Consider the following 25,349-nt stretch of genomic DNA (forward strand, 5'->3'; position numbering starts at 1 on the left):
GCTGTGGCCCCGTCCTCCTGGACGGGGCCACAGCCAATCCACCCTGTGGTGATCAGTTCGGGTTGAGGCCGTGGCTCCGGAACCAGGGCATCGGGTCGATCGCCGAGCCGCCGCCGGGCCGGACCTCGAAGTGCAGGTGCGGGCCGGTGGAATTCCCGGAATCCCCGGCGTACGCGATGGTGTCGCCCGCCTGCACCGTGCCCGAGCGGATTCTGATGCTGCTGAGGTGGCAGTACCAGGTCTCGGTGCCGTCGGCCGCCGTCACGATGGCCATGTTGCCGTAGGCGCTGTTCAACTGGGTGCGGACGGTGCCGTCGGTCGCGGCCATCACCGGAGTGCCGTACCCGACGGGGAAGTCGACGCCCGTGTGCACGGACATCCAGTTGACGCCCGCCTGGCCGTAGTACGCGCTGAGACCGTGCTGCGTGACCGGCAGCGCGAACTTGGGGCGCAGTGCCTCGCGGCGTGCGGCCTCCTCCTGGCGCTGCTTCTTCTCGGCGGCCTGCCGCTCCCGCAGGTCGATGCGCTCCTGGGTGCGGCTGGCGCGGTCGGCGAAGTCGTCGGCGTCGGCGCTGAGGTTGGCGAGCTGGGTGTCCAGCTCGTTGTTGGCGGCCACCGGCTTGACGGTGGCGGGGTCGGCCGCCGCCACCGAGGTGGTGGTGTCCTTCTTCTCCTCGCCGGCGGAGATTCCGCTGACCGAGGCGGCCGCGATGCCCGCGACGCTCATGACGCAGGCCGAGGGGACGGCGACGGTCAGGAGTGCGGACCGCTTGGCGGGGGTACGGCGTCGGCCACGGCTGCCCGCGCCGCCGCGGGGCGCTCGGCCGGCCGGGCGGGGGGTGGTGGTGGAGTGCGAGGCCGCGGTCAGGAGCTCGGGTTCGTCGGTCCCGGATTCGGATTCGGGATCGGCCGCGGTCTCGTGGGCCTCGGGGTGCGGGCGGGTGTCGGCGTCGGTGTCCGCGTCCACGGTGCTGAACTCGGCTGTCGCGTACGGCTCGTAAGCGGCCTGCTGCTCGGCCGGCTGTTGTTCGTACGAGGAGTACGACAGCTGTTCGGGCTCGTACGGCGCGTTCTCGGGCGTGGCGCCGGAGTTCCAGGCGGTGGCGTCGTAGGCGCCGGTGTCGGCTCCCGCGTCCACGAATGCCGTGGTGGCGTACGCGCCGGTCTCGTAGCTCGTGGCGTCGAAGGTGGTGGTGGGGAACGCGCCGGTGTCGGTCGTCGCCCACTGCTCGGCCTGACCGGTCTGGCCCGCCTGGGCCCATCCGGAGGTGTCCCACTGCCCGGTGCTGTCGTATTGCTGCTGGTGCTCGTGCGGCTCGTGCGGGTGGGCGGCGTACGCGTCGTACGAGGCGGTCTGATGCGCGCCGGTGTCCCACTGAGTGGAGTCGTACTCGCCGCTGTGGCCCTGCCCGGCGGCCGGGTAACCCTGGTCGTAGCCGTACGTGGCGCCCTGGGCGGTGTCGTAACCGCTCCCGTAACCGCCGCCGGCCTCGTAGCCGTGGGTGGAACCGCTGTCGTAACTGCCGTCGTGTTGACCGGGAAGAGCGCCGAAGAGTGGATCGGTGGCGAAGCTGCCGGTGGGGTTGTTGTCGTAGTCGACGTACCCGGCGTGGGGGTGCTGGTCGTTCACCAACTTCTCTCTCGCCTCGGCAGCAGGACCTGTTCCGGTGTCCGTGGGGGACTCCAGGGGAAAGCAGTGGCCGCGACTGTACCCGGCGGTACGTGACGACGACAATCTTCGCCGGGTTCCAGCCGTTCAGGAAACGGGCAATCGGCCGCCTTTCGGTGGAGAGCAGGCGCAGCCTTGGCGGTACGTTCGAAATAAGTTCTATTTGCGTGTCCGAATTCAGGCCGGTCATGCGCCTGTTCAGGCCACCGAAGCGGCCCCGGATCCGCTGCTGGAGGCGTCCTGGGCCTCCAGGGCGCCTCGGATACCGGCGGCGACCGTCGGGTGCACGGGCAGGGCGAGATGGCCGATTCCGGTGACGCGCACGTTGACCACGTCGAGGTCGGGGTGGTCCATGCAGGCGGTCTCGACCGGCACCATCACTCGGTCCAGTTCACTCCAGAAGTTGACGAACCGGGTCCGGCAGCCGGGAGCGGGCAGGCGCAGTTCCGCGATGAGAGGGGAGCCGCCGCGCATCTGCCGCACGATGGGGTGGGCGCTCGCCGGCGGGGCGACGGAGGTGCCGTTGTGCGGGGTGCCGAGCGTGACCAGGGTCCGCACCCGCTGGTCACCGCCGAGCCGCTGCACGTAGTAGCGGGCGATCAGCCCACCGAGGCTGTGTCCGACGATGTCGATCTCACGGTGTCCTGTGCGGGAGCAGATCTCCTCCACGTGCCGGCCCAGCAGCTCGGCCGCCGTGCGGACGTCGCAGGTCAGCGGCGAGTAGTTGAGGGACTCCAGGTGGCGCCAGCCGTGCCGGGCGAGCGAGCGCCGCAGCAGGACGAACACCGAGCGGTTGTCGATGAACCCGTGCAGCAGCACGACGGGCGGCCGGCCGCTTCCCCCGCCGGTGCCCCCGCCCGCGAGCAGGGCGGCGGGTCCTGCGGGCTTCGTGCCGGTCCGCCCCGGGGCGTCCGCGTCCGCGTCGGGGCCCGGTTCCGGGAGGGGGGCCGGCGTTGGGTCCCGGCGCTCAGGGGTGATGCCGGAGGGGTAGATGAGGATGTGCCCGGCGAGGATCGCCAGCTCCAGCACGGTGGCTTTGACCAGCGCCGATGACAGCCGGGCGGGGAGCGTGCAGGGCGTGCGCAGCAGTGAGGGAAGGGGTGTGCGCAGCAGCGGGGAGAGGGGCGTGCGCAGCAATGGGGAAAGGAAGGACAGGACCTTCATGGCCGACCTCCTGCAATGACACACAGGAGCGGCTCCGGTCCCGTATGCCCTCATGGGGTGTCGGTGCGAGGCGGCGATCGTCGGATGATCGGCCGTGAGGCCGTACCACCGTGCCGTGCGGCTGACGGCGCGGTGGTACGGCGACCTCGCAGCGGCTCCCTGTGCGGCTGCCCCCGGCGAGACGGATGGGCCGCCTCGGCCGGGAACGACGCGTAGCGAACATGTCCCATGTGTGATTTCCCCCTCCCCGTCCACCGCGAAACGGCGGCTTGCGGGATGCTGGAGATAACGTTCGTTCACATCCCCGGCCCTTCAGGCGCGGGAGATCCATGTGGAGGCAGTGATGGGTGTGACCGGTCCGATCCGTGTGGTGGTGGCCAAGCCGGGACTCGACGGCCACGACCGTGGAGCCAAGGTGATCGCGCGGGCGCTGCGGGACGCCGGTATGGAGGTCATCTATACCGGCCTCCACCAGACGCCCGAGCAGATCGTCGACACGGCGATCCAGGAGGATGCCGACGCGATCGGTCTCTCGATCCTCTCCGGTGCGCACAACACGCTCTTCGCGAAGGTGATCGAGCTGCTGAAGGAGCGCGAGGCCGAGGACATCAAGGTGTTCGGCGGCGGCATCATCCCCGAGGCGGACATCGAGCCGCTGAAGGACCAGGGTGTCGCGGAGATCTTCACCCCGGGTGCGACGACGACGTCGATCGTCGACTGGGTGAACGCCAACGTGCGACAGACGGCGGGGGCCTGACCCGACCGCTCACGGCCGACGGACCGCCCGGGTCCGTCGGCCGCGCGGGGCGGCACGTCCTGTTCACGGCGCCCCGGAGGCCAGCTCCCTGTCCATGGCCGAGCGCAGGCGCAAGGTGGAGACCAGGCGCTGGAACGCCTCCGACCAGTAGCCCCCCGCTCCTGGTGAGGCGCCCTCCGGCTCGTCCGGGGTGGTGGTGAGCACTTCGAGGCGGTCCGCCTCGGCCGGGTTCAGGCAGCGTTCGGCGAGGCCCATCACCCCGCTGAAACTCCATGGGTAACTCCCGGCGTCCCGGGCTATGTCGAGGGCGTCGACCACCGAGCGGCCGAGCGGCTCCGCCCAGGGCACCGCACAGACGCCGAGCAGCTGGAACGCCTCCGACAATCCGTGCGCCGCGATGAAGTCGGCCACCCAGACCGCCCGTTCCTCGCTCGGCAGGGTGGCGAGGAGCTTCGAACGCTCGGCCAGCGAGGCCGTCCCCGGACCGTTCGCCGGGGGTGTCGAGGGGGCGCCGAGCAGGGCGCGGGCCCACTCCGCGTCCCGTTGCCGCACCGCCGCCCGGCACCACGCGGCGTGCAGCTCCTCGGTCCAGCCGTCGGCGACCGGCAGTCCCACGATCTCCCGTGCGGAGCGCCCGCCGAACCGCTCCCGCCAGGTGGCCAGGGGGGTCGCCTCCACCAGCTGGCCGAGCCACCAGGACCGTTCCCCCCGTCCCGACGGCGGCACCGGCACCACGCCGTCCCGCTGCATCGACGCGTCGCATTCGTGCGGGGCCTCCACCGCGATGGACGCGACCCCGCCCGTACGGTCGGGGTTCACGCAGGACAGGGCGCGGGCGGCCATGCGCTCGGCGAGGGCCGAATGCGGCAGCGCGGACAGCAACTCGGCGGCCGTCGCGCGGACATTGCGGCTGCGGTCGGCGAGGGCCTGCTCCAGGAACGCCTCGTCCGCGCCGGAGAGACCCGTCCGGAGCGAGTCGAGGAACATCAGCCGGTCCTCGGCGCGTTCCGTCGACCACGTGGTGGAGAGCAGGACGAGCGCGGCAGCCGGCTCCTGCCGCCGTACGGCTCCGAGCAGCGCGACCCGTTCGGCGAACAGGCCCTCCTCCCACAGGCGCCGCACCGCGTCCGGGTCCGTCGCGACGGACGGGGGCGGGCCGCCAGGAGCGCCGCGCAGCGCGAACTTCCACTCCGGGTTCAGCCTGGCGAGCCAGAGCCCGCGCGGACCCGCGAAAGCGAGGACATGCGCCCGGAGGTCCGTGCGCGCCCGCGCCGCGTCCAGCAGAGCGGGCAGGACGACCGCGGGCGCCCGGAAGCCGTGCTGATGGGCCGCGGCCAGCCACTGCGGAAGGAGCTCCGTGAGATTCGGAGCCGTGCCGCGCCGCCCGCCGCCCCCGGACGGCGCGGACCGGTCGGAGAGCAGCTGGACGAGCCTGCGCCGGGCGGCGGCGGGCAGTGGCGGACGTGGATCGGCGGGCGCGGGGTCCGGCCGCTCGGCCGCCACGGCCGGCAGCAGCCCGGCTCTGCGGCGAACGGTGTGGAGCGCCGCCGCGTCCAGCAGGGCGACCGGGCCGTCGGCGCCCGCGGGTCCGGGGTCCGGCGGGCGGCGGTCGGTGCCGAGCAGCGCCGAGGTGACGAGCTCCTCCCACGCCATCGGCGTGGCCGCCCTTGTGGTGGTGACGGTGTTCGTGTCGGGTGGGGTCATCGGTCCCGTCCAGGTGTCAGGGAGTCACGGAGCCGGATATCCGGTTCACGGGTCCAGGGTTCGCAGGGCCGCAGGTGTCAGATGAGCGGAACGGGCCGACCGTCGCTGTCGTCGTCCTCGCCCGTCGTCCAGGCCGCGAGCGGGGCGAAACCGCGGTGGCCGCACTCGCCGAAGACGGTCACGGGGCCGCCGCCCGACAGGGCGACGAGCTTCCACAGCCCCGGTCCGGACAGCGCCGACGCCGCGAGCGGAAGGGCCGATGTGCCGTCCGCGTCGGCCAGTTGCCAGCCGCCCTCGGACGGCGTGGGTATGACATCGCGCAGCGTCACCGGCCAGGAGTCCAGCCATGGATCGTCCCGCAGCGCGTGCCCGTACGCCGCGACCGCCGAGGCCGTCGCGCCCCCCGCCGGTGGCGTCCCCCTCGTGGCGGGCGGGTCGAACTGCCGCCCCAGCTCGGCCCGTGGCTGACCGGCGCCGGAATACGGCGTGAGCTCGGCGTCGATCGTCAGGCCCACCGGCAGGGCCTGGCCGGGGGAGCGTCCCGCCGCCCCGAAGGAGAGCAGCAGCGCGGTGCGGCCCGACTCCCTCCCGTACAGCCAGATGCGGCGAGTGACGATCTTGCCGTCCGGTGTGTCGTACTGCGCGAGGACCAGCCAGTGGTCACGGACCGGCGCCCCGTCGGCGGAGGCCGTCAGCCCCACGCGCGTACGAACGGTCGCGGCCAGGGGGTCCGGCAGCCGGTCGACGCCCAGCCAGGCGCTGTCCAGCAGGTGGAGCAGGGCGCACTCCTCCAGGAGCCGCACCGGCCACCCGGGTCCGGAGGCGGGTATGGCCCCCAACTCCCGGACGCGAGCAGCGAGTCCCGGGGCCTGGACGTCGACCATGCGGGCCGCGGTCTCCTCCCACAGCCCGTACCCCGCCTGATCGGCGGCGGCGAGCCCGCCGCGCAGCAGGTCGGTGAGGCGCTGCTCCAACTCCTGCGCGCCTGCGGTGATCCGCGCCGCCCGGCGCTCGGCCCGCCGCCTCGCCGCCTCCGGATCGGCCGGGCCGGGGGCAGGAGCCCCGCTCCCGGCCGACTGCTCCGCGGCGCGCTCGCGCCGGCCGTCCAGCCACGCCCGCGCCCAGTCCGGCGCCTCGCCCGGCAGGACGGCCGCGCCGTCGGACGCCCAGAGCAGCAGCAGTCCCAGCGCGTGTTTGCAGGGGAACTTGCGGCTGGGGCAACTGCACTTGTACGCGGGCCCGGCCGTGTCGATCACCGTTCGGTACGGCTTGCTGCCGCTGCCCTTGCACAGCCCCCACACCGCGCCCGAGGCCTCATGGCCCGTCTCGGACCACGGACCCGCCGAACTCAGCTTGTTGCCGGCCTTGCGTGATGCTTCGTCAGGAGCCAGGGCCTGTACCTGCTCCACCGTCCAGCGCACCACCGGACCAGCGGTGCGCAAGGGTTCTCCCCCGTGAGATAGCAGCATGGGTACGACGGTAGGGCGCACCACTGACAATCGCCTCTGACCTGCGGCGGAGCCTGATTGTCAGTGGCATGGTGCACGGTGGGAACCACATCGGGTCGAACGATCTGGAGGGGGATCCATGACCGTGTCCGCAACCACCGCCGCCGTCGCGAACGAGGCGCTGCGACCGCATGCCGAGGACGCTTTCGCCGACGAGCTGAAGGCGCTCGCCGCCGCCGACGACCGGCCGAGGCCCGCCCGTTGGAAGCTCTCGCCGTGGGCCGTATCGACCTATCTGCTCGGCGGCATGCTCGCCGACGGGACAGTGATCACACCGAAGTACGTGGGTCCGCGCCGTCTCGTCGAAGTCGCCGTGACCACGCTCGCCACCGACCGGGCCCTGCTTCTCCTCGGCGTGCCGGGCACCGCCAAGACCTGGGTCTCCGAGCACCTCGCCGCCGCCGTGAGCGGCGACTCGACGCTGCTCGTCCAGGGCACGGCGGGCACCCCGGAGGAGGCCGTCCGCTACGGCTGGAACTACGCCCAGCTGCTCGCCCACGGGCCCAGCCGTGACGCGCTGGTCCCCAGCCCCGTCATGCGGGCCATGTCCGAAGGCATGACCGCCCGGGTCGAGGAGCTGACCCGTATCCCCGCCGACGTGCAGGACGCGCTCATCACCATTCTGTCGGAGAAGACGCTCCCCGTGCCGGAGCTGGGGCAGGAGGTCCAGGCGGTGCGCGGCTTCAACCTCATCGCCACGGCGAACGACCGCGACCGCGGGGTCAACGAGCTGTCCAGCGCGTTGCGCCGCCGGTTCAACACCGTCGTCCTGCCGCTGCCGGCCACCCCCGAGGACGAGGTGGACATCGTGTCCCGCCGCGTCGACCAGATCGGGAGCTCGCTCGACCTGCCGGCGGCCCCCGACGGCCTCGCGGAGATCCGCCGCGTGGTCACCGTCTTCCGCGAGCTGCGCGCCGGCATCACCACCGACGGCCGCACCAAACTCAAGTCGCCCTCCGGGACGCTCTCCACGGCCGAGGCCATCTCCGTCGTCACCAACGGGCTCGCGCTCGCCGCGCACTTCGGTGACGGCGTGCTGCGGCCGGGCGACGTGGCGGCGGGAATCCTCGGCGCGGTCGTCCGCGACCCGGCGGCCGACCGGGTGGTCTGGCAGGAGTACCTGGAGACGGTCGTCCGGGAGCGGGACGGCTGGAAGGACTTCTACCGCGCCTGCCGTGAGGTCTCCGCATGACGGGGGTCACCGCGTCCGCCGGGCCGCTGCTCCTGGGGGTGCGCCACCACGGCCCCGGGTCCGCCCGCGCGGTCCTGGCCGCGCTGGAGGCCGCCCGGCCGCGGGTCGTCCTCATCGAAGGCCCGCCCGAGGGTGACGCACTGCTGCCGCTCGCCGCCGACGAGCAGATGAAGCCGCCGGTCGCGCTGCTCGCCCATGCCGTGGACGATCCGGGGCGGGCCGCGTTCTGGCCGATGGCGGAGTTCTCACCCGAATGGGTGGCGATTCGCTGGGCCCTCGCGCACGAGGTCCCCGCACGCTTCATCGACCTCCCCGCCACGCACTCCCTGGCCCTCACGGAGGCCGTGCCCGAGGAGCCGCCCGGCTCGCCCGCCGTCGACCCGATCGGCGTGCTGGCGGAGACCGCCGGGTACGACGACCCGGAGCGCTGGTGGGAGGACGTCGTCGAGCACCGGGCCCCCGACGGCGGCGCGGGCGACCCACTGGCACCGTTCGCCGTCCTCGCCGACGCCATGACCGCCCTGCGCGAGGTGTACGGGGACGGCGGCCACCCCAGGGACGCCGTCCGGGAGGCGTACATGCGCATCCAACTGCGCGCCGCCCGGAAGGAGTTCGGCGACGACATCGCCGTCGTCTGCGGCGCCTGGCACGTCCCCGCCCTCGCCGCGCGGACCACCCTCGCCGCCGACAAGGCGCTCCTCAAGGGCGTCCCGAAGGTCAGAACCGAGCTGACCTGGGTGCCGTGGACCCACCGCAGGCTCGCCCGGCACAGTGGATACGGCGCGGGGATCGACTCGCCCGGCTGGTACGGGCACCTCTTCGGCACCCCCGACCGGCCGGTCGAGCGGTGGATGACGAAGGTCGCCGGACTCCTGCGCGACGAGGACCGGTTCATCTCCTCCGCCCACGTCATCGAAGCCGTCCGGCTGGCCAGAGGGCTGGCGGCCGTGCGGGGCCGTCCGCTGCCCGGCCTGACCGAGACGACCGACGCGGTCCGGGCCGTGATGTGCGAGGGCTCCGACGTACCCCTGGCCCTCGTCCAGGACCGGCTCGTCGTGGGCGAGACGCTCGGAGAGGTGCCGGACAGCGCCCCCGCCGTCCCGCTGCAACGCGACCTGAGCAGGCAGCAGCGCACGCTCAGGCTGAAACCGGAGGCGTCCGAGCGGGAGTTGGAGCTCGACCTCCGCAAGGACACCGACGCGGCCCGCAGCAGACTCCTGCACCGGCTCCGCCTCCTCGACGTGGGCTGGGGCGACCGCGCCGCCGGCCGGGGGAGCACGGGCACCTTCCGGGAGACCTGGCGACTGCGCTGGGAGCCCGAGCTGTACGTACGGGTCGCGGAGGCCGGCGTCTGGGGCACCACGGTGCTCTCCGCCGCGACCGCCAAGGCCGAGTCGGAGGCCGTTTCGGCGACCGCGCTCGCCGAAGTCACCGCCCTCGCCGAGCGCTGCCTCCTCGCCGAACTGTCCGAGGCGCTTCCCGTCGTGATGAACGCCCTCGCCGACCGGGCCGCTCTGGACGCCGACGTCAGTCATCTGGCGGAGGCGCTGCCCGCCCTGGCCCGCTCGTTGCGGTACGGGGACGTGCGGGCCACGGACACGGCCTCGCTCGGAGCGGTCGCCATCGGACTCGCCGAGCGGATCTGCGTCGGCCTGCCCCCGGCCTGCACCGGTCTCGACGCGGACGGAGCCGCGGAGCTGCGCCGGCGTATCGACGGCGTGCACACCGCCATCGGGCTCCTCGCCGGAGCCGGAGCCGGAACCGGAACCCGAGAAGCCGGAGACGCGGACGGGCTGCGCGGGCGCTGGGCGGCCGTGCTGCGCAAGCTGGCCGCCAGGGACACCGTCGCGGGCGTCATCCGGGGCCGCGCGGCCCGGCTCCTGCTCGACGACGGACAGCTCACCCAGGACGAGGCGGCGCGGCTCATGGGCCTCGCACTCTCACCCGGCACCCCTCCCACCGACGCCGCGGCCTGGATCGAGGGCTTCGTCGGCGGGGCGGCGGGCGGCGGCATGCTGCTCGTCCACGACGAGCGGCTGCTGAGCCTGATCGACACCTGGCTGACCGGAGTGGGGGCATCGGCGTTCACCGATGTGCTGCCCCTGCTGCGGCGCACCTTCTCCGCCTACGAGCCGGGTGTACGACGCACCCTGGGCGAGCTGGTCCGCCGCGGCCCGGTTCCCGAGGGGCAGCACCGCGGCAGCGCGGAGGCATCCCGGTCAGGCTTCGGGCCCGGACTCGACGAGCGGCGGGCGGACGCGGTGGTGCCGGTGCTCCGCCTGCTGCTCGGCCTCGACACCGAGCCCGTTTCACGCGACGACCACACCGAGCGACCGCTGGGGGCGACGGCATGACCACCCGGACCGTGACGACGACGGCATCGGAGAAGCCGGACGACGGGGAGGCGACGACGGGGACATCCGCCCACGACGAACGGATGCGGCGCTGGCGGATGGTGCTGGGCGGCGACAGCGCCGAGAGCACCGGCCACACCCTCACGGGCCGCGATGCCGCGATGGACGGCGCACTGGCCGCGCTGTACGGCGGCGGAGGCAGGCCCGCGGGGCGCGGTGGCCAGGAGCGCTCGGCCGGACTCGGCGCGTCCGCCCCGTCCGTCGCCCGCTGGCTCGGCGACATCCGTACGTACTTCCCCAGTTCCGTCGTCCAGGTCATGCAGCGCGACGCGATCGAGCGGCTCGGGCTGTCCGCGCTGCTGCTGGAGCCGGAGATGCTGGAGGCCGTCGAGGCCGACGTCCATCTCGTCGGCACCCTGCTCTCGCTCAACAAGGCCATGCCCGAGACGACGAAGGAGACGGCGAGAGCCGTCGTGCGCAAGGTCGTCGAGGACCTGGAGAAGCGGATCTCCACCCGCACCAAGGCGACACTGACCGGCGCCCTGGACCGGTCGGCGAGAATCAGCCGGCCGCGTCACCGGGACATCGACTGGGACCGGACCATCCGGGCCAACCTCAAGAACTATCTGCCCCTCCCGGGAGGAGACGGCGCCGGCACGGTCATTCCGGAGCGGCTCATCGGGTACGGGCGAGCGTCCCGGGCCGTGAAGAAGGACGTCATCCTCTGCATCGACCAGTCGGGTTCCATGGCGGCGTCCGTCGTCTACGCCTCGGTGTTCGGGGCGGTGCTGGCGTCCATGCGCACCCTGGCGACCCGGCTCGTCGTCTTCGACACGGCCGTCGTCGACCTCACCGACCAGCTCGACGACCCGGTCGACGTCCTCTTCGGCACCCAGCTCGGCGGTGGCACGGACATCAACCGGGCCCTGGCCTACTGCCAGTCGAAGATCACCCGCCCCGCCGACACCGTCGTCGTCCTCATCAGCGACCTCTACGAGGGCGGCATCCGCGACGAGATGCTCAAGCGCGTCGCCGCGATGAAGGCGTCCGGTGTGCAGTTCGTGACGCTGCTCGCACTCTCCGACGAAGGGGCGCCCGCGTACGACCGGGACCATGCCGCCGCCCTGGGCGCACTCGGCGCTCCCGCCTTCGCCTGCACTCCGGACCTCTTCCCCGACATCATGGCGGCGGCGATCGAAAGGCGCCCGCTGCCCGTACCGGACAAGGAGACCTGTCAGTGAGGGCGGACTTCAGGACCCGGTCCGTATGCCGGGGTCCCGGGTCCGGTGACCGGTCACGTGCGGGGTCGCCACCCGCCGTTCTGTCCACCGCGACTCGGCCCGGAGGGTGATCTGTGACAGTTATCACCGCCCAGGTGTGATCTGCGATTTAGGGTCCTGCGGAGCGCGGAGATAACCTGCCGGATGGACATGCCGCGTACTCGGACACCGTGTGCGCCTCCCTGGTGACAGCGCAGTCACGTTGCCCTTCGCGGCACTGCCCACGCAGAAGAACGAACCGCGAGACCACTAAAAGGGACGGACGCGCGTGGACCTGTTCGAGTACCAGGCGAGGGACCTCTTCGCCAAGCACGGTGTACCGGTGCTGGCCGGTGAAGTCATCGACACGCCTGAGGCAGCCCGCGAGGCGACCGAGCGGCTGGGCGGCAAGTCTGTCGTCAAGGCGCAGGTGAAGGTCGGTGGCCGAGGCAAGGCCGGTGGCGTCAAGCTGGCCGCCACCCCCGACGAGGCGGTCGCCCGTGCGACCGACATCCTCGGCATGGACATCAAGGGCCACACGGTCCACAAGGTGATGATCGCCGAGACCGCGCCGGAGATTCTGGAGGAGTACTACGTTTCGTACCTCCTCGACCGCACCAACCGCACCTTCCTGGCCATGGCCTCGGTGCAGGGCGGCATGGACATCGAGGAGGTCGCGGAGAAGACCCCCGAGGCCCTCGCGAAGGTCCCGGTCAACGCCGTCGACGGCGTGACGATCGAGAAGGCCCGCGAGATCGTCGCGCAGGCGAAGTTCCCGGCCGAGGTGGCCGAGAGCGTCGCCGAGGTCCTGGTGACGCTGTGGGACACCTTCGTCGCCGAGGACGCGCTCCTCGTCGAGGTGAACCCGCTCGCCAAGGTCGCCAACGGCGACATCCTGGCGCTGGACGGCAAGGTCTCGCTCGACGAGAACGCCGACTTCCGCCAGCCCGGCCACGAGGCTCTCGAGGACAAGGCCGCAGCCAACCCGCTCGAGGCTGCCGCCAAGGCCAAGAACCTCAACTACGTCAAGCTCGAGGGCGAGGTCGGCATCATCGGTAACGGTGCCGGTCTGGTCATGTCGACCCTGGACGTCGTCGCGTACGCCGGTGAGAACCACGGCAACGTGAAGCCCGCCAACTTCCTCGACATCGGTGGCGGCGCCTCCGCAGAGGTCATGGCGAACGGCCTGGAGATCATCCTCGGCGACCCGGACGTCAAGTCCGTCTTCGTCAACGTCTTCGGTGGCATCACCGCCTGTGACGAGGTCGCCAACGGCATCGTCCAGGCTCTGGCGCTGCTCGAGTCCAAGGGCGAGAAGGTCGAGAAGCCGCTGGTCGTGCGTCTCGACGGCAACAACGCGGAGCTGGGTCGCAAGATCCTTTCCGACGCCAACCACCCGCTCGTGCAGCGTGTGGACACCATGGACGGCGCGGCCGACAAGGCCGCCGAGCTCGCCGCGGCTGCGAAGTAAGGGACGAGGGACTCCAACACCATGGCTATCTTCCTCACCAAGGACAGCAAGGTCATCGTCCAGGGGATGACCGGCGCCACGGGCATGAAGCACACCAAGCTCATGCTGGCTGACGGCACCAACATCGTCGGCGGCGTGAACCCGCGCAAGGCCGGCACGACCGTCGACTTCGACGGCACCGAGGTTCCGGTCTTCGGTTCCGTCAAGGAAGCGATGGAGAAGACGGGCGCCGACGTGTCCGTCCTCTTCGTGCCGCCGGCCTTCGCGAAGGCCGCCGTGGTCGAGGCGATCGACGCCGAGATCCCGCTGGCCGTCGTCATCACCGAGGGCATCGCCGTCCACGACTCGGCCGCCTTCTGGGCGTACGCCGGCTCGAAGGGCAACAAGACCCGGATCATCGGCCCGAACTGCCCCGGCCTCATCACCCCCGGTCAGTCCAACGCCGGCATCATCCCGGGCGACATCACCAAGCCCGGCCGCATCGGTCTCGTGTCCAAGTCCGGCACGCTGACCTACCAGATGATGTACGAGCTCCGGGACATCGGTTTCTCGTCCGCCGTCGGCATCGGTGGCGACCCGGTCATCGGTACGACGCACATCGACGCCCTCGCGGCGTTCGAGGCCGACCCCGAGACCGACCTCATCGTGATGATCGGTGAGATCGGTGGCGACGCCGAGGAGCGTGCCGCCGACTTCATCGCGAAGAACGTCACGAAGCCGGTCGTCGGTTACGTCGCGGGCTTCACCGCCCCCGAGGGCAAGACCATGGGCCACGCGGGCGCCATCGTCTCCGGCTCCTCCGGCACCGCCCAGGCGAAGAAGGAGGCCCTCGAGGCCGCCGGCGTGAAGGTCGGCAAGACGCCGACCGAGACCGCCAAGCTGGCGCGCGAGATCCTCGGCGCCTGATTGCCACGGTGCGGCGGACCGTCGCCGCGCCACCGCGTCACCGCACAGACGGCGTGGGCCCACACCCTGATCGAAGGGTGCGGGCCCACGCCGTTTTCGTGTGCGCCGGGTGGGGAACGCGTCACGGAATCCGCGGCACCAGCCGCTCCGGGCCGTGCGCGAGCTCGCCGCGCAGCGCCTTCTGCAGTTCCAGGTCCTGCGGGGTGAGCTGCTGAGGGCCGCCTCGGGGCGGCACGCCGCCGACCCGTTCGGCGGGCGCCAGCGGCTGTTCGTACTGGGTGGGGGCCGTGTGCAGCGTGAGGGCCGTGACGCCGACGAGGAGCGCCACGAAGGCGATGGCCGCCCGGGTCCACAGTGCGGCCTTGCGCTCGCTGCCGGTCCGGACGGCGCGCGCCGCGGCCGGCGTGGGTACGTGCTCGGCGAGGGCGAGCGCGCCGAGCCGGTCGCGCAGCAGTGCCGACTGCTCCTCGGAGGACACGCTGTCCGCCAGCTCGGGCAGCCGCTCGGCGACCACGGCCCTCGCGGTCATCAGCCGGCCCGCTGCCGCCGGGGTGCTCGCCTCGGTCTCGGCAGCGGTCTCCGGGAGGTCCAGGCCCATCCCGTCGTAGAGCAGCAGCGTGCGGCGGTACGCCGGGGGCAGGTCGAGCAGCGCCTCGAACAGCGCCCGGCGTCGCGGCTCGGTCGGCGGCGGGTCCGGGTGCCGGTGGGCGCGGCGCAGCCGGTGCCAGGGCGACATCGCGTACTCGTACGCGGCGGCCCGTACCCAGCCCGCCGGGTCACGGTCCACGGCCACCTCGGGCCAGCGCTGCCAGGCCACCTGGAACGCGCGCTCGACGGACTCCCGGGACAGACCGCGCCGGCCGGTCAGCAGGTACGTCTGGCGGACCAGCCCGGGCGCGGTGTGGGTGTACAGCGCGTCGAATGCCTCTTCGGCCGAGATGCCGGCGGAGTCGGTCGAGGTCTCGGCGTTCTGAGGTTCCTGAGGTGCCTGAGGCTCTTGGGGTGCCTGAGGCTCTTGGGGTGCCGGAGGGTCTTGGGGTGCCGGAGGTACCTCGGGGGCCTCCCGGGCCTCAGGAGGATCAGCCGTGGTGAGGGGTTCGGCCGTGGTGAGGGGCTCGGCATCGGTACCGGTGTCGGGCTCGGTCGGGGACATGGTGGTGCTCCCGGGGGCTTCGACGGAGGGCTGCGGTGTGCCCCGCACCGGGGTGCGGGGCACTGTCGACGGTGGGGACTGCTCCGGTGGCTGTGGTTCCCCGGCGGAGCCGATCAGCCGGGCGTACGCCGCACGCTTGCGCCCTTTGGGGCTCGCGCGGCCCGCCTCCCAGGAGCGGACGGTGGCACGGGTGACGCCGACGGCGGTCGCCACCTGCTCTTCACTCAGGGACTGCTCCTCGCGCAGCCTGCGCCGCTCCTTGGGGGAGGGCAGCGGCGTGGCGGCGCCGGACGCGGCGGTGCTCCGAGTCATGAGGCGCCCCCGGGAGCGCTCCACTGGGTGAAAAAGTACATAAACGTATATTGAGCGACACAACGGCTGTTCGCCTGTTACGCGGAATAAGCGCGTGTCGTTGGGAGCATGGCGGGCGTGACCCAAGTGACCGAGCGCAGCCCCATGTTGTCGGCCGAGCGCAGCCGGACCGTCGTGCTGGCCTCCTCCTTCCTGCGGGGAGTGATCGCGGCAGGTCTCGGGCTCGGCTCGCTCGCCGTGCTGGTCACGGTGCTGTGGATCAGCTCCCCGTACCCGGACAGCGGCCCCGGCGGCGCCCTCCACGTCGCGGCCGGGCTCTGGCTGCTCGCGCACGGCGCCGAGCTGGTCAGGACCGACACCCTCAGTGGGATTCCGGCCCCCGTCGCCACCGTCCCGCTGCTGCTCGTCGTCGGCCCGGTGTGGCTGACGCACCGGGCGGCCCGTGACGCGCTGGAGCCCGAGGAGGGGCGCTCCGTCCCCTCGGCCGGTGGTGTGTTCTGCGCGGTGACGGCCGGATACCTGCTGGTCGCCGCAGGTGTCGCCGCCTACGCGCGGGGCGGCCCCATGCCCCCGGTCCGCTTCTCGCTCGGCTTTCCGCTCGCCCTGGTGGTGGCCGGTTCGGCGGCCGCCGGGGTGTGGACGGCCCTGGGCCGGCCGTTGGGCCCGCTGCCGTCCTGGGCGCCGCTGTGGCTTCAGGAAGGCGTGGCGCGGACCCTGTTCCGTACCCGGGTGGAAGCCGCGTTCCGGTCCGCCGCCGCCGGGGTGGCGGTGCTGCTCGGCGGCGGTGCGCTGGTGGTCGCGGTGGCCCTGGTGTGGCATGTCCAGGCTGCCCAGGATTCGTTCCTGTCGCTCGCCGGTGACTGGTCGGGGCGGGCCGCCGTGCTGCTGCTGGCCCTGGCCCTCGTACCGAATGCGGCGATGTGGGGTGCGGCCTACGGTCTGGGACCGGGTTTCGCCCTCGGTGCGGCGTCGACGGTCACGCCGTACGCCGTCGAGGGGCGCCCGGCGCTTCCGGACTTCCCCCTGCTCGCCTGCGTGCCGTCGCCGGGTCCGGGAACGGCTGCCGACTGGGCGGCCCTGGCGGTCCCTCTCGCGGCCGGTCTGACGGCCGGCTGGTTCACAGCGGGGCGGGCGGCTCCCGTCCAGGCGGCACGCGACGAGGTCTGGAGCGGGCGCGAGACGGCTCTGGTGGCGGTGCTGGCCGCGGTGGGCTGCGGTGCCGGTACGGCGCTGCTGACGGCGGCGTCGGGAGGTCCGCTCGGTTCGGGAACGCTGGCGGAGTTCGGCCCGGTGTGGTGGCTGGTGGGCCCGGCAGCGCTCGCCTGGACGGCCCTGATCGGCGTACCGGTGGCGCTGTTGCTGAGGTCGTGGCGGCTGCGGGAGCGCGGCTGGGCGTGGCGCCGGGACCGCGTGGGCGCGGACACCGGACCGGACGCGAAAGCCGCGGCCGAGGCCCCGGCCGCGGCGGACGGAAAGACCGAGGCCGCCGGGGAGCCGGAGCGGAGTCGTGGCAGGCGGTGGTGGCGGCGGGGAGCGGACGGCGACGCGGCCGTGGCCGCCGCGGTGGGCCCGGCCGTCCCGGCCCCGGTGTCCGGGGCCGACGACGACGGCGCGGCCTTCGAGCCGTACGACTTCCTGCCGGCCGGCCCGTGGCACGAGAAGACGGCAAGGGAGGTCCGCTGGGCCTCGCTCAAGAAGGACTCCGGCGGGCTGATGGCGGACTTCCCGGCTCCGGGGGCGCCGACGGCGGACCTTCCGGTCGCCGAGGCCACGCGGAACGGCCGGGCTCCGGAGGCGTCGGAGCCTCCGGAGCCCGGCCGGGATACCGCGTCCTGAGAACCGGATCCCCTCGGGGGCCGGCTCCGGGGCGGGTTACTTCTTGACGCCGAAGAAGGGTTCCAGCGGCTTGGGCAGCAGATCGTTGCAGGCCAGCGCGCCGGACTTGGTCAGCGCGTCGTTCACGCAGGTGTAGTAGTCGCGGTAGACCAGCTGCACGGTGAACGTGGTCGCCACGATCGACAGCGCGAGCAGGGCCGTCACGAGGCCGCTGACCGCGGCGGTCGTCTGCGGCCTGCCGTAACCGGCGCGGCCGGTGCCGGGCGCGGCCCCGCCCGTGGGCGCGGCCGCGTCGCCGTCGGCCGTCGGTCGCGCGATCCCCGCGACGTCCTCCGCGGTGGCGCGGGTGGTGGTGGAGGTGGAGGTCGAGGTGGAGGACGGGTTCTTCGGCTTGGCCCGCAGGGCGCTGATCGACCAGTACACCGACAGTGCGCCGAGGAGCAGTGCGATCTCGGGGAAGTCGAAGAGAGCGAAGAAGAAGGCCCACATGCCGCCCAGTACGGCGTAGCGGGCGCGCCGCTGAGCGGGATCGGTCGGGTCCCAGCGCATGCCGCCCGACCCACCGTCCGGGCCGCCCTTTCCGCCGCCCTCGCCGGGGCCGGGGCTGCCGGGCCGGCTGCCGAAGCCGCCGCTCTGCCGGCCGGGCTGCTGGTTGCTCCACTGGCTGCCCCAGGCGGGGCGGTCACCGGAGCCGCCGGACGTGTCGTCGTCGCCGTCGTTCCCGTTTCCGTTCCCGTTGCCGCCGCCGCTCTGCGCGGGGTGGCGCGGCTGCCAGGGCTGGTCGGGACGGTTCTCGGGCGGCGCCGCGAACGGGTTGTCGTCCTGCGGTCCGGCGGAGGCCGGGGCTCCGCCGCCGGCGCCCGAGGACCCGGAGGAGCCCGAGGAACCGGAGGAGCCGGAGGACCCGGAAGAAGAGGAGGAGCCCGGCGAGGAGGACTGGCGTTCCCGCAGCATCATCGGGGCCCGCTCGGGCAGCGGGAGGCGGAAGGCGGTGCGGCGGCGTCGGTCCGGCATGTGAAGAACGTCTTCCCCATCTCGTCGTTTCCCGCCCGGCGGACGGTTCGCTGTCCCCAGACGCTACCCCCCGGCCACGCCCCCGTCCCGTGGGGGCCGCTGGGTGTGCCGGTATCGTTGCTGACGGTCGGACCGTTCGTAGAGTTCCCCGTATCAAGGGGCGAGATTCTTTCGTACGACCGTACAAGTAGCACCGCAAGCATTCGCACCTGCGTTACCACGCGAGAAAGGGCCCAGCCGTGGCCTCCCCGCCCCCTTCCGCCGCTCCGGCCCGCCTGGTCGTGCTGGTCTCCGGTTCCGGTACGAACCTCCAAGCCCTGCTCGACGCCATCGGTGACGACCCCGAGGGCTATGGGGCCCAGGTCGTCGCCGTCGGCGCGGACCGCCCCGGTATCGCCGGTCTGGAACGCGCCGAGCGCGCCGGGCTCCCGGCCTTCGTCTGCCGGGTCCGCGACCACGCCACCCGCGAGGAGTGGGACGCGGCGCTCACCGAGGCCACTGCCGCGTACCGCCCGGACCTCGTGGTGTCGGCGGGTTTCATGAAGATCGTGGGCAAGAGGTTCCTCGCCGAGTTCGGCGGCCGGGTCGTCAACACCCACCCCGCCCTGCTTCCCAGCTTTCCCGGTGCCCACGGAGTGCGTGACGCTCTCGCGTACGGCGTGAAGGTCACCGGGTGCACCGTCCACTTCGTCGACGACGGCGTCGACACCGGTCCGATCATCGCGCAGGGCGTGGTCGAGGTGACCGAAGAGGACACCCCGGAGGGCGAAGCCGCCCTCCACGAACGCATCAAGGAAGTCGAGCGCACGCTGCTCGTCGAGGCCGTGGGGCGGCTCGCCCGCGACGGCTATCGCATTGAGGGACGAAAGGTTCATCTCGGTCATGTCGGTGAATAAGCCCATCCGTCGCGCCCTGGTCAGTGTCTACGACAAGACGGGGCTCGAAGACCTCGCGCGCGGTCTGCACGAAGCGGGTGTCGAGCTCGTCTCCACCGGCTCCACCGCCGGGAAGATCGCCGCCGCCGGCGTGCCGGTCACCAAGGTCGAGGAGCTCACCGGTTTCCCCGAGTGCCTCGACGGCCGGGTCAAGACGCTCCACCCCCGTGTGCACGCCGGCATCCTCGCCGACCTGCGCCTGGAGGCCCACCGCGAGCAGCTCGCCGAGCTCGGTGTGGAGCCCTTCGACCTCGTGGTCGTCAACCTGTACCCGTTCAAGGAGACCGTCGCCTCCGGCGCCTCCGACGACGAGTGCGTGGAGCAGATCGACATCGGCGGCCCCTCGATGGTCCGCGCGGCGGCCAAGAACCACCCGTCCGTGGCCGTCGTCACGAGCCCGGAGCGTTACGCCGACGTCCTCGCCGCGGTCAAGGCGGGCGGCTTCGACCTGACCGCGCGCAAGCGCCTCGCCGCCGAGGCGTTCCAGCACACCGCCGCGTACGACGTGGCCGTGGCGTCCTGGTTCGCGGCCGACTACGCCGCCGCCGACGACTCGGGCTTCCCCGACTTCTTCGGTACGACGTACGAGCGCGGCAACGTCCTGCGGTACGGCGAGAACCCGCACCAGCCCGCCGCCCTCTACACCTCGGGGGCCGGTGGCCTCGCCGAGGCGGAGCAGCTGCACGGCAAGGAGATGTCGTACAACAACTTCACGGACACCGACGCCGCGCGCCGGGCCGCGTACGACCACGCCGAGCCGTGTGTCGCGATCATCAAGCACGCCAACCCGTGCGGCATCGCGATCGGCGACGACGTCGCGGCGGCGCACCGCAGTGCGCACGCCTGCGACCCGCTGTCCGCCTTCGGCGGGGTCATCGCGGTCAACCGCCCGGTGACCGTCACCCTGGCGGAGCAGGTCGCGGAGATCTTCACCGAGGTCATCGTCGCCCCCGCCTACGAGGACGGCGCGGTCGAGGTGCTCGCCCGCAAGAAGAACATCCGGGTGCTGCGCTGCCCCGACGCCCCGGCCGCCCGGGTCGAGGTCAAGCCGATCGACGGCGGTGCGCTGCTCCAGGTCACCGACCGCCTCCAGGCCGACGGCGACGACCCGGCCAACTGGACCCTCGCCACGGGTGAGGCCCTGTCCGCCGACGAGCTCGCCGAGCTCTCGTTCGCCTGGAAGGCGTGCCGCGCGGTGAAGTCCAACGCGATCCTGCTCGCCAAGGACGGCGCATCGGTCGGCGTCGGCATGGGCCAGGTCAACCGTGTGGACTCCGCGAAGCTGGCCGTCGAGCGGGCGGGCAAGGAGCGGGCGCAGGGTGCCTACGCCGCGTCCGACGCGTTCTTCCCGTTCCCCGACGGCCTGGAGATCCTGACCGCGGCCGGCGTCAAGGCCGTGGTCCAGCCGGGCGGGTCGGTCCGCGACGAGCTGGTCATCGAGGCGGCGCAGAAGGCCGGCGTGACGATGTACTTCACCGGTACGCGCCACTTCTTCCACTGAGCCGCTCCGGCACCGTCCACCGAGCCGTCTCCGGCGCCCCCGGGGGCCCGTAGCCGGTACCGCGCAGGCCGTACCCCGTACACCGGGGTGCGGCCTGCGCCGCGTCCCGGCGTGCCGCTCCGCTTCGGCTCTCTGTTCTAATTAACGGCCAGTGATTCCGTTGCGGGGGCGTTGTGCTCGAACTGAACAAGAGCGAACTGGACCGGTCCGAAACGGACGTCGGCCCTCCGGCTCCCGCGTCGGCGACCGGTCCCGGGGTGCCCGGGGACCGTGTCCCACTGCGCCCGTATCTGATCGCGGCGGCCGTCCTGTGCGCGCTGTACTTCCTGTACTCGTACCTCCAGTACAGGAACTTCGGCTCGCCCTCCTGGGACCTGGGGATATTCGAGCAGGAGGTCCGCGCCTACGCCGGACTGAACGCTCCGGTCGTGGACATCAAGGGCCCCGGCTATCTCATACTCGGCGACCACTTCAGCCCGGTCGTGGCGCTCCTCGTGCCGCTCTACTGGATCTGGCCGTCGGCCCTGGCCCTGCTGTTCGCCCAGGCCGCGCTGTTCGCCGTCTCCGCCGTCGTCGTGGGCCGCACCACCCAGCAGCTCCTCGGCGGCCGCTCGGGGCTCTGCGTCACCGTCGCGTACGGGCTGTCCTGGGGCCTCCAGGAGGCGGTGAAGTCCGACTTCCACGAGATCGCGTTCGCTGTGCCGCTGCTCGCGCTCGTCTGCCGGGCCCTGCTCACCCGGCGCTGGACGGCGGCCGTCCTCTGGTCGCTGCCCCTGGTACTGGTCAAGGAGGACCTGGGCGCCACCGTCGCGGTGGTCGGCTTCCTGCTCTTCCTCTACGGCCGTCGCCTCCAGGGCGCCCTGCTCGCCGCCTTCGGTGTGCTGGCCTTCGCCCTCACCGTGCTGGTCCTCATACCGGCGGCCAGCAGCCAGGGGACGTACGACTACTGGCAGAAGATCGACAAGAACGGCGAGCAGGACGTCTCCCTGATCGACTCGGTCCTCGGCATCCTCAACTCCGCCGTCAAGCTGGAAATGCTGGTCTTCCTCGTCGGCATCACCGCGTTCATGGCACTGCGTTCACCGCTGACCCTCCTCGTCGTGCCCACGATCGGCTGGCGGCTGCTGTCCCAGGACTCCAACCACTGGGGCATGGTCTGGCACTACAGCGCCATCCTGATGCCGGTGCTCTTCCTCGCCATGGCCGACGGCGTCCGCCGCAGCCGTGGCTCGACGCGGCCCTGGCTCGTCTCGTACGCGAAGGTCGCCGTGCCCGTCGCCACGGCGATCGCCGTGGCCCTCACGCAGCACCTGCCGCTGCGTGACCTGCTGCGCCCCGAGAGCTACCGCACCGACGCCCGTACCCACGCGGCCCGGGAGGCGCTGGAGGCCATCCCCGCCGGGGCGCGCGTCGAGACGGACATCACGCTCATGGCGCACCTGACCGGCGACCGCACGGTCTACTGGATCGGCGGAGCACCGGGCACGGCGCCCGACATCGTCGCCGTCAACCTGGACTTCAGCTGGTCGCGGCCGATCGAGGACCCCGCGGCGTACGCGGAGCAGCTCCACCCGGAGGCCCGTTACCGGCTGAAGCAGCGGTCGGGGTCGTTCGTGGTGCTGGAGCGGACCTCGCCCGCACCGGCGGGTTACGGCCGCTGAGCGGACGGGGCGGCCGGGCCGTACCGGGCCCCGGAAAGGCCGAAGGCCGTAATCCCGCGGTGAGCGGGGTTACGGCCTTCGCGCGTACGGGCGGGGGGCCGGTCGGAGCCGGCCCCGACCGGTCAGTACTGCGGCTGCTGCTGGCGGTTGAACCAGGCGCCACCGTCGGACTTCGCCACGAAGACGATGACCAGGATGGCGAGAACCGTGTGGACGAGGCCGACCACGATGAACGGGTAGATACCGAGCAGAGCGGTGATCGAACCGAACACGATGGCGGCGATACGGATTCCGTTGCCGCCCTTGCCGAACTTCGCGGCGAGGAACACGGCGAACACGCCCCAGAGGAGCACGACGACCGTGAGGCCCCACAGCGCCCCGCCGGAGTAGTCGGCGAGCTGCTGGAACTGGACGTCGTCCTGGAGCGCCGCGTCGTTCTTCGCCGCGTTCACGGCGACGGCGGAGAGGGCGAAGAGGATCACGCCGATCAGCTGGAGGCCGGCGATCACGTACAGCATGACGCGGGCGGCCTTCACGCTGCCGGGCATCTCGGTGGGTGCGCCCGGGAAGCCGTAACCGGCCTGGACGGGCGGGGCGGCGGGGTAGCCGTAGCCGGGCTGCTGGCCCTGCGGCGGCACACCCTGGGGGGCCTGCTGGGGGTAGCCGTAACCCGGCTGCCCGCCCTGCTGCTGCTGGCCGTAGGGGTTGTTCGGGTCGCCGAAGCTCATGGCGAGATTCCTCCGTTGGAAATTGCGGGGACGACGCGGTCCGGGCGGAGGAATTGCACGCAAATTGAACGGTTTGTCCCCCCGACACTGTCCGCGGTATGCGCGCCTCATCGTGGTCTTGACATCGGGTTTTTGTCCAGCCGATTGCAGAATGTGTTGTGCAAGTGCAATCTCGCGTCCATCCTCGGCACCCAGAATTGGTATGCGGGCGGGGTCATCCGCGAGGATGTGTCCCATGACTGCCCAGATTCTCGATGGCAAGGCCACCGCAGCTGCGATCAAATCCGATCTGACCGTCCGCGTGGCGGCCCTCAAGGCGCAGGGCATCACGCCGGGCCTGGGGACCCTGCTGGTCGGCGACGACCCGGGCAGCCGGTGGTACGTGAACGGCAAGCACCGTGACTGCGCACAGGTCGGCATCGCCTCGATCCAGCGCGAACTCCCCGACACCGCCACCCAGGAGGACATCGAGGAGGTCGTACGCGAGCTCAACGACAACCCCGAGTGCACGGGTTACATCGTGCAGCTTCCCCTCCCCAAGGGCATCGACACCAACCGCGTCCTGGAACTCATGGACCCGGCCAAGGACGCCGACGGCCTCCACCCGATGAACCTGGGCAGGCTCGTGCTGAACGAGACCGGCCCGCTGCCCTGCACCCCGCAGGGAGTCGTCCAGCTGCTCCGCGCCCACGGTGTCGAGATCAACGGCGCGCACGTCGTGGTCGTCGGACGGGGTGTCACCATCGGCCGTTCGATCCCGCTGCTGCTGACCCGTAAGTCCGAGAACGCCACCGTCACCCAGTGCCACACCGGCACCCGTGACCTCGCCTCCCACCTCAAGCAGGCCGACATCATCGTCGCCGCCGCGGGAGTGCCCCACCTCATCAAGCCCGAGGACGTGAAGCCGGGCGTCGCCGTGCTCGACGTCGGCGTCAGCCGCGACGAGAACGGCAAGATCGTCGGCGACGTGCACCCGGGAGTCGCGGAGGTGGCCGCCTGGGTCGCCCCGAACCCCGGTGGCGTCGGCCCGATGACCCGCGCCCAGCTGCTGGTCAACGTGGTCGAGGCAGCCGAACGTGCCGCTGCCGACGCCGCTGCCGTCTCCGGCTGACCCGACCCCCGGAAGGAACGTCATGGGTGCTGGTACCAGCCCGGCCGGCCAGGACTCCGCCGACCCGAAGTCCGAGGACCGGGAGACACCGGTGACGCCCGCCCCGGACGCCGGGGAGCCGACGGAGGAGCCGCTCGCGGAGCCGACGAGCGGTTCGACGCGCCGGGAGGCGACGGACGAATCGAGCGCGGACGGCGAACCGGGCGCGGACAGCGAACCGGGGGCCGGCGAGGAATCGAGCGCGGACGGTGAACCGGGTGCGGACCGTGACGCGGGGGAGACCGTCGCTCCGCGCTCCCGGCGGTTCCCCTCGCTGACCCGTGACACCGCGCGGCCCGAGGGCGGCGGACGGGCGGCGCCGGGCGATGCGCCCGCCCCCGCCCGTCAGTGGCCGCTGCTCACCGTGCTCTGCATGGCCGGGGCCGGGCTGCTGATCGTCGCCGCCGATCCCTTCGACCAGGCATTCCGGATCGGTACGGCACTGATCGGGATCGCCCTGATCACGGGCGCCGTGCTGCGCTGGGTGGTCCCGTCGGTCGGCATGCTCGCCGTACGGTCCCGGTTCACCGACATGGTCACGTACGGGCTGATGGGCACGCTCATCGTGCTGCTCGCGCTGATGGCGCAGCCGAAGCCGTGGCTGGACGTCCCGATCCTTGAGGACGCGGTCCACTTCACCATCCGCTAGGCCCGGTCGGCCGCGCTGTGCTGAGGGTGTCCGTCCCCTCCCCCGAGAAGGGACGGACACCCGAGGACGGGGATTCCGTGGGGTAAGCCCCGGAACGCGGCGACTTGAGCGGCCTTGCCCCGTCCGGAATCCAGGGTCATGGACATGTCGTGGTGGGACAAGGGATGCTTGGCGCCTGTGGCACGGAAGTGACCATTCCGCCACGGTGTGATCGCCGCGCAACGGTGGCAGACTGTCACGGCATCCGGCCCGGGGCGCTCGACGGAGCGCACTGACGTACCGAATGCTCCCGTGCGCTCCCTTCCCAGGAACTGGGCGCCGGGCGCCGCGCATCCTCTTGGGTAGCCCAGAACGGAAGACCGCCGGATCGGGGCAGGGGGCGTCGGGGCCGGCGTCGCGGAGCGGGGCACATCAGGCACGTTCGGG

The 25,349-nt window shown here is 72.2% G+C and carries 19 protein-coding genes; 12 read left to right on the forward strand and 7 right to left on the reverse strand.

The annotated features are described in order from the left end of the window. Positions 1-52: 52 nt before the first annotated feature. Positions 53-1,630 (reverse strand): M23 family metallopeptidase, encoded by a 1,578-nt coding sequence (locus tag AC07FA_RS24365; RefSeq protein WP_479078169.1) that lies wholly within the window; start codon positions 1,628-1,630, stop codon positions 53-55. Between the two features lie 237 nt (positions 1,631-1,867). Continuing rightward, positions 1,868-2,833, reverse strand: a complete 966-nt coding sequence (locus AC07FA_RS24370; RefSeq protein WP_479078170.1) for an esterase/lipase family protein — start codon at positions 2,831-2,833, stop codon at positions 1,868-1,870. A 343-nt stretch (positions 2,834-3,176) separates the two neighbouring features. Between AC07FA_RS24370 and AC07FA_RS24375 the strand changes: the two genes are divergently transcribed. Beyond that, positions 3,177-3,590 carry a cobalamin B12-binding domain-containing protein gene (locus tag AC07FA_RS24375; protein WP_479078172.1) on the forward strand — a complete coding sequence of 138 codons (414 nt, stop codon included), beginning with the start codon at positions 3,177-3,179 and terminating at the stop codon, positions 3,588-3,590. A gap of 63 nt (positions 3,591-3,653) precedes the next feature. Here AC07FA_RS24375 and AC07FA_RS24380 read toward each other — a convergent pair whose 3' ends face one another. Together AC07FA_RS24380 and AC07FA_RS24385 are read right to left on the reverse strand one after the other, a co-directional pair. Beyond that, positions 3,654-5,294: a DUF5691 domain-containing protein gene (locus AC07FA_RS24380; protein WP_479078173.1), complete on the reverse strand. Its 1,641-nt coding sequence runs from the start codon at positions 5,292-5,294 to the stop codon at positions 3,654-3,656. Positions 5,295-5,371: 77 nt separating this feature from the next. Then, positions 5,372-6,763, reverse strand: a complete 1,392-nt coding sequence (locus AC07FA_RS24385) for an SWIM zinc finger family protein (RefSeq protein ID WP_479078174.1) — start codon at positions 6,761-6,763, stop codon at positions 5,372-5,374. Positions 6,764-6,881: 118 nt separating this feature from the next. Between AC07FA_RS24385 and AC07FA_RS24390 the strand changes: the two genes are divergently transcribed. The 5 genes from AC07FA_RS24390 to sucD all read left to right on the forward strand — a co-directional run bounded on the left by AC07FA_RS24390 (position 6,882) and on the right by sucD (position 13,984). Then, positions 6,882-7,994 carry an ATP-binding protein gene (locus AC07FA_RS24390; RefSeq protein ID WP_479078175.1) on the forward strand — a complete coding sequence of 371 codons (1,113 nt, stop codon included), beginning with the start codon at positions 6,882-6,884 and terminating at the stop codon, positions 7,992-7,994. Next, entirely contained in the window at positions 7,991-10,348 is a 2,358-nt protein-coding gene (locus tag AC07FA_RS24395; protein WP_479078176.1) for a DUF5682 family protein, read from the forward strand. Before AC07FA_RS24390 ends, AC07FA_RS24395 begins: the two co-directional genes overlap by 4 nt. Further along, positions 10,345-11,589, forward strand: coding sequence for a VWA domain-containing protein (locus AC07FA_RS24400; protein ID WP_479078177.1), 1,245 nt, complete (start codon positions 10,345-10,347; stop codon positions 11,587-11,589). The genes AC07FA_RS24395 and AC07FA_RS24400 overlap by 4 nt, the downstream gene beginning before the upstream one ends. 307 nt (positions 11,590-11,896) lie before the next feature. Continuing rightward, the gene (gene sucC / locus AC07FA_RS24405) at positions 11,897-13,078 is read left to right on the forward strand and encodes an ADP-forming succinate--CoA ligase subunit beta (RefSeq protein ID WP_479078178.1); all 1,182 of its coding nucleotides are present in this window, start codon (positions 11,897-11,899) and stop codon (positions 13,076-13,078) included. Positions 13,079-13,099: 21 nt separating this feature from the next. Further along, positions 13,100-13,984, forward strand: coding sequence for a succinate--CoA ligase subunit alpha (sucD, locus tag AC07FA_RS24410; RefSeq protein WP_326679219.1), 885 nt, complete (start codon positions 13,100-13,102; stop codon positions 13,982-13,984). A gap of 121 nt (positions 13,985-14,105) precedes the next feature. On the opposite strand, the gene AC07FA_RS24415 is transcribed toward sucD, so the two are convergent. Beyond that, positions 14,106-15,449: a helix-turn-helix domain-containing protein gene (locus AC07FA_RS24415; protein ID WP_479078180.1), complete on the reverse strand. Its 1,344-nt coding sequence runs from the start codon at positions 15,447-15,449 to the stop codon at positions 14,106-14,108. 108 nt (positions 15,450-15,557) lie between these two features. Between AC07FA_RS24415 and AC07FA_RS24420 the strand changes: the two genes are divergently transcribed. Next, positions 15,558-17,285 carry a cell division protein PerM gene (locus AC07FA_RS24420; RefSeq protein ID WP_479078181.1) on the forward strand — a complete coding sequence of 576 codons (1,728 nt, stop codon included), beginning with the start codon at positions 15,558-15,560 and terminating at the stop codon, positions 17,283-17,285. Between the two features lie 36 nt (positions 17,286-17,321). Here the strand turns inward: AC07FA_RS24420 and AC07FA_RS24425 are convergent, their stop codons facing one another. Continuing rightward, positions 17,322-18,299: a hypothetical protein gene (locus AC07FA_RS24425; RefSeq protein ID WP_479078182.1), complete on the reverse strand. Its 978-nt coding sequence runs from the start codon at positions 18,297-18,299 to the stop codon at positions 17,322-17,324. A 239-nt stretch (positions 18,300-18,538) separates the two neighbouring features. On the opposite strand from AC07FA_RS24425, the gene purN reads away from it, so the two are divergent. The 3 genes from purN (at position 18,539) to AC07FA_RS24440 (ending at position 22,396) form a co-directional block, all read left to right on the forward strand. After that, positions 18,539-19,195, forward strand: coding sequence for a phosphoribosylglycinamide formyltransferase (gene purN / locus AC07FA_RS24430; protein ID WP_479078183.1), 657 nt, complete (start codon positions 18,539-18,541; stop codon positions 19,193-19,195). Further along, positions 19,182-20,735 carry a bifunctional phosphoribosylaminoimidazolecarboxamide formyltransferase/IMP cyclohydrolase gene (gene purH, locus AC07FA_RS24435; RefSeq protein ID WP_479078184.1) on the forward strand — a complete coding sequence of 518 codons (1,554 nt, stop codon included), beginning with the start codon at positions 19,182-19,184 and terminating at the stop codon, positions 20,733-20,735. Before purN ends, purH begins: the two co-directional genes overlap by 14 nt. A 173-nt stretch (positions 20,736-20,908) precedes the next feature. Further along, positions 20,909-22,396 (forward strand): DUF2079 domain-containing protein, encoded by a 1,488-nt coding sequence (locus AC07FA_RS24440; protein ID WP_479078186.1) that lies wholly within the window; start codon positions 20,909-20,911, stop codon positions 22,394-22,396. Between the two features lie 122 nt (positions 22,397-22,518). On the opposite strand, the gene AC07FA_RS24445 is transcribed toward AC07FA_RS24440, so the two are convergent. Then, positions 22,519-23,124, reverse strand: coding sequence for a hypothetical protein (locus tag AC07FA_RS24445; RefSeq protein WP_479078187.1), 606 nt, complete (start codon positions 23,122-23,124; stop codon positions 22,519-22,521). 235 nt (positions 23,125-23,359) lie between these two features. Here AC07FA_RS24445 and AC07FA_RS24450 point away from each other — a divergent pair, with 235 nt between their 5' ends. Together AC07FA_RS24450 and AC07FA_RS24455 are read left to right on the forward strand one after the other, a co-directional pair. Further along, entirely contained in the window at positions 23,360-24,235 is an 876-nt protein-coding gene (locus tag AC07FA_RS24450; RefSeq protein WP_479078188.1) for a bifunctional methylenetetrahydrofolate dehydrogenase/methenyltetrahydrofolate cyclohydrolase, read from the forward strand. A gap of 22 nt (positions 24,236-24,257) precedes the next feature. Next, on the forward strand, positions 24,258-24,923 hold the full coding sequence (locus AC07FA_RS24455) for a DUF3017 domain-containing protein (RefSeq protein ID WP_479078189.1): 666 nt from the start codon (positions 24,258-24,260) through the stop codon (positions 24,921-24,923). Positions 24,924-25,349 lie beyond the last annotated feature (426 nt).

It is taken from the genome of Streptomyces sp. NPDC045968 (genome assembly GCF_056430475.1).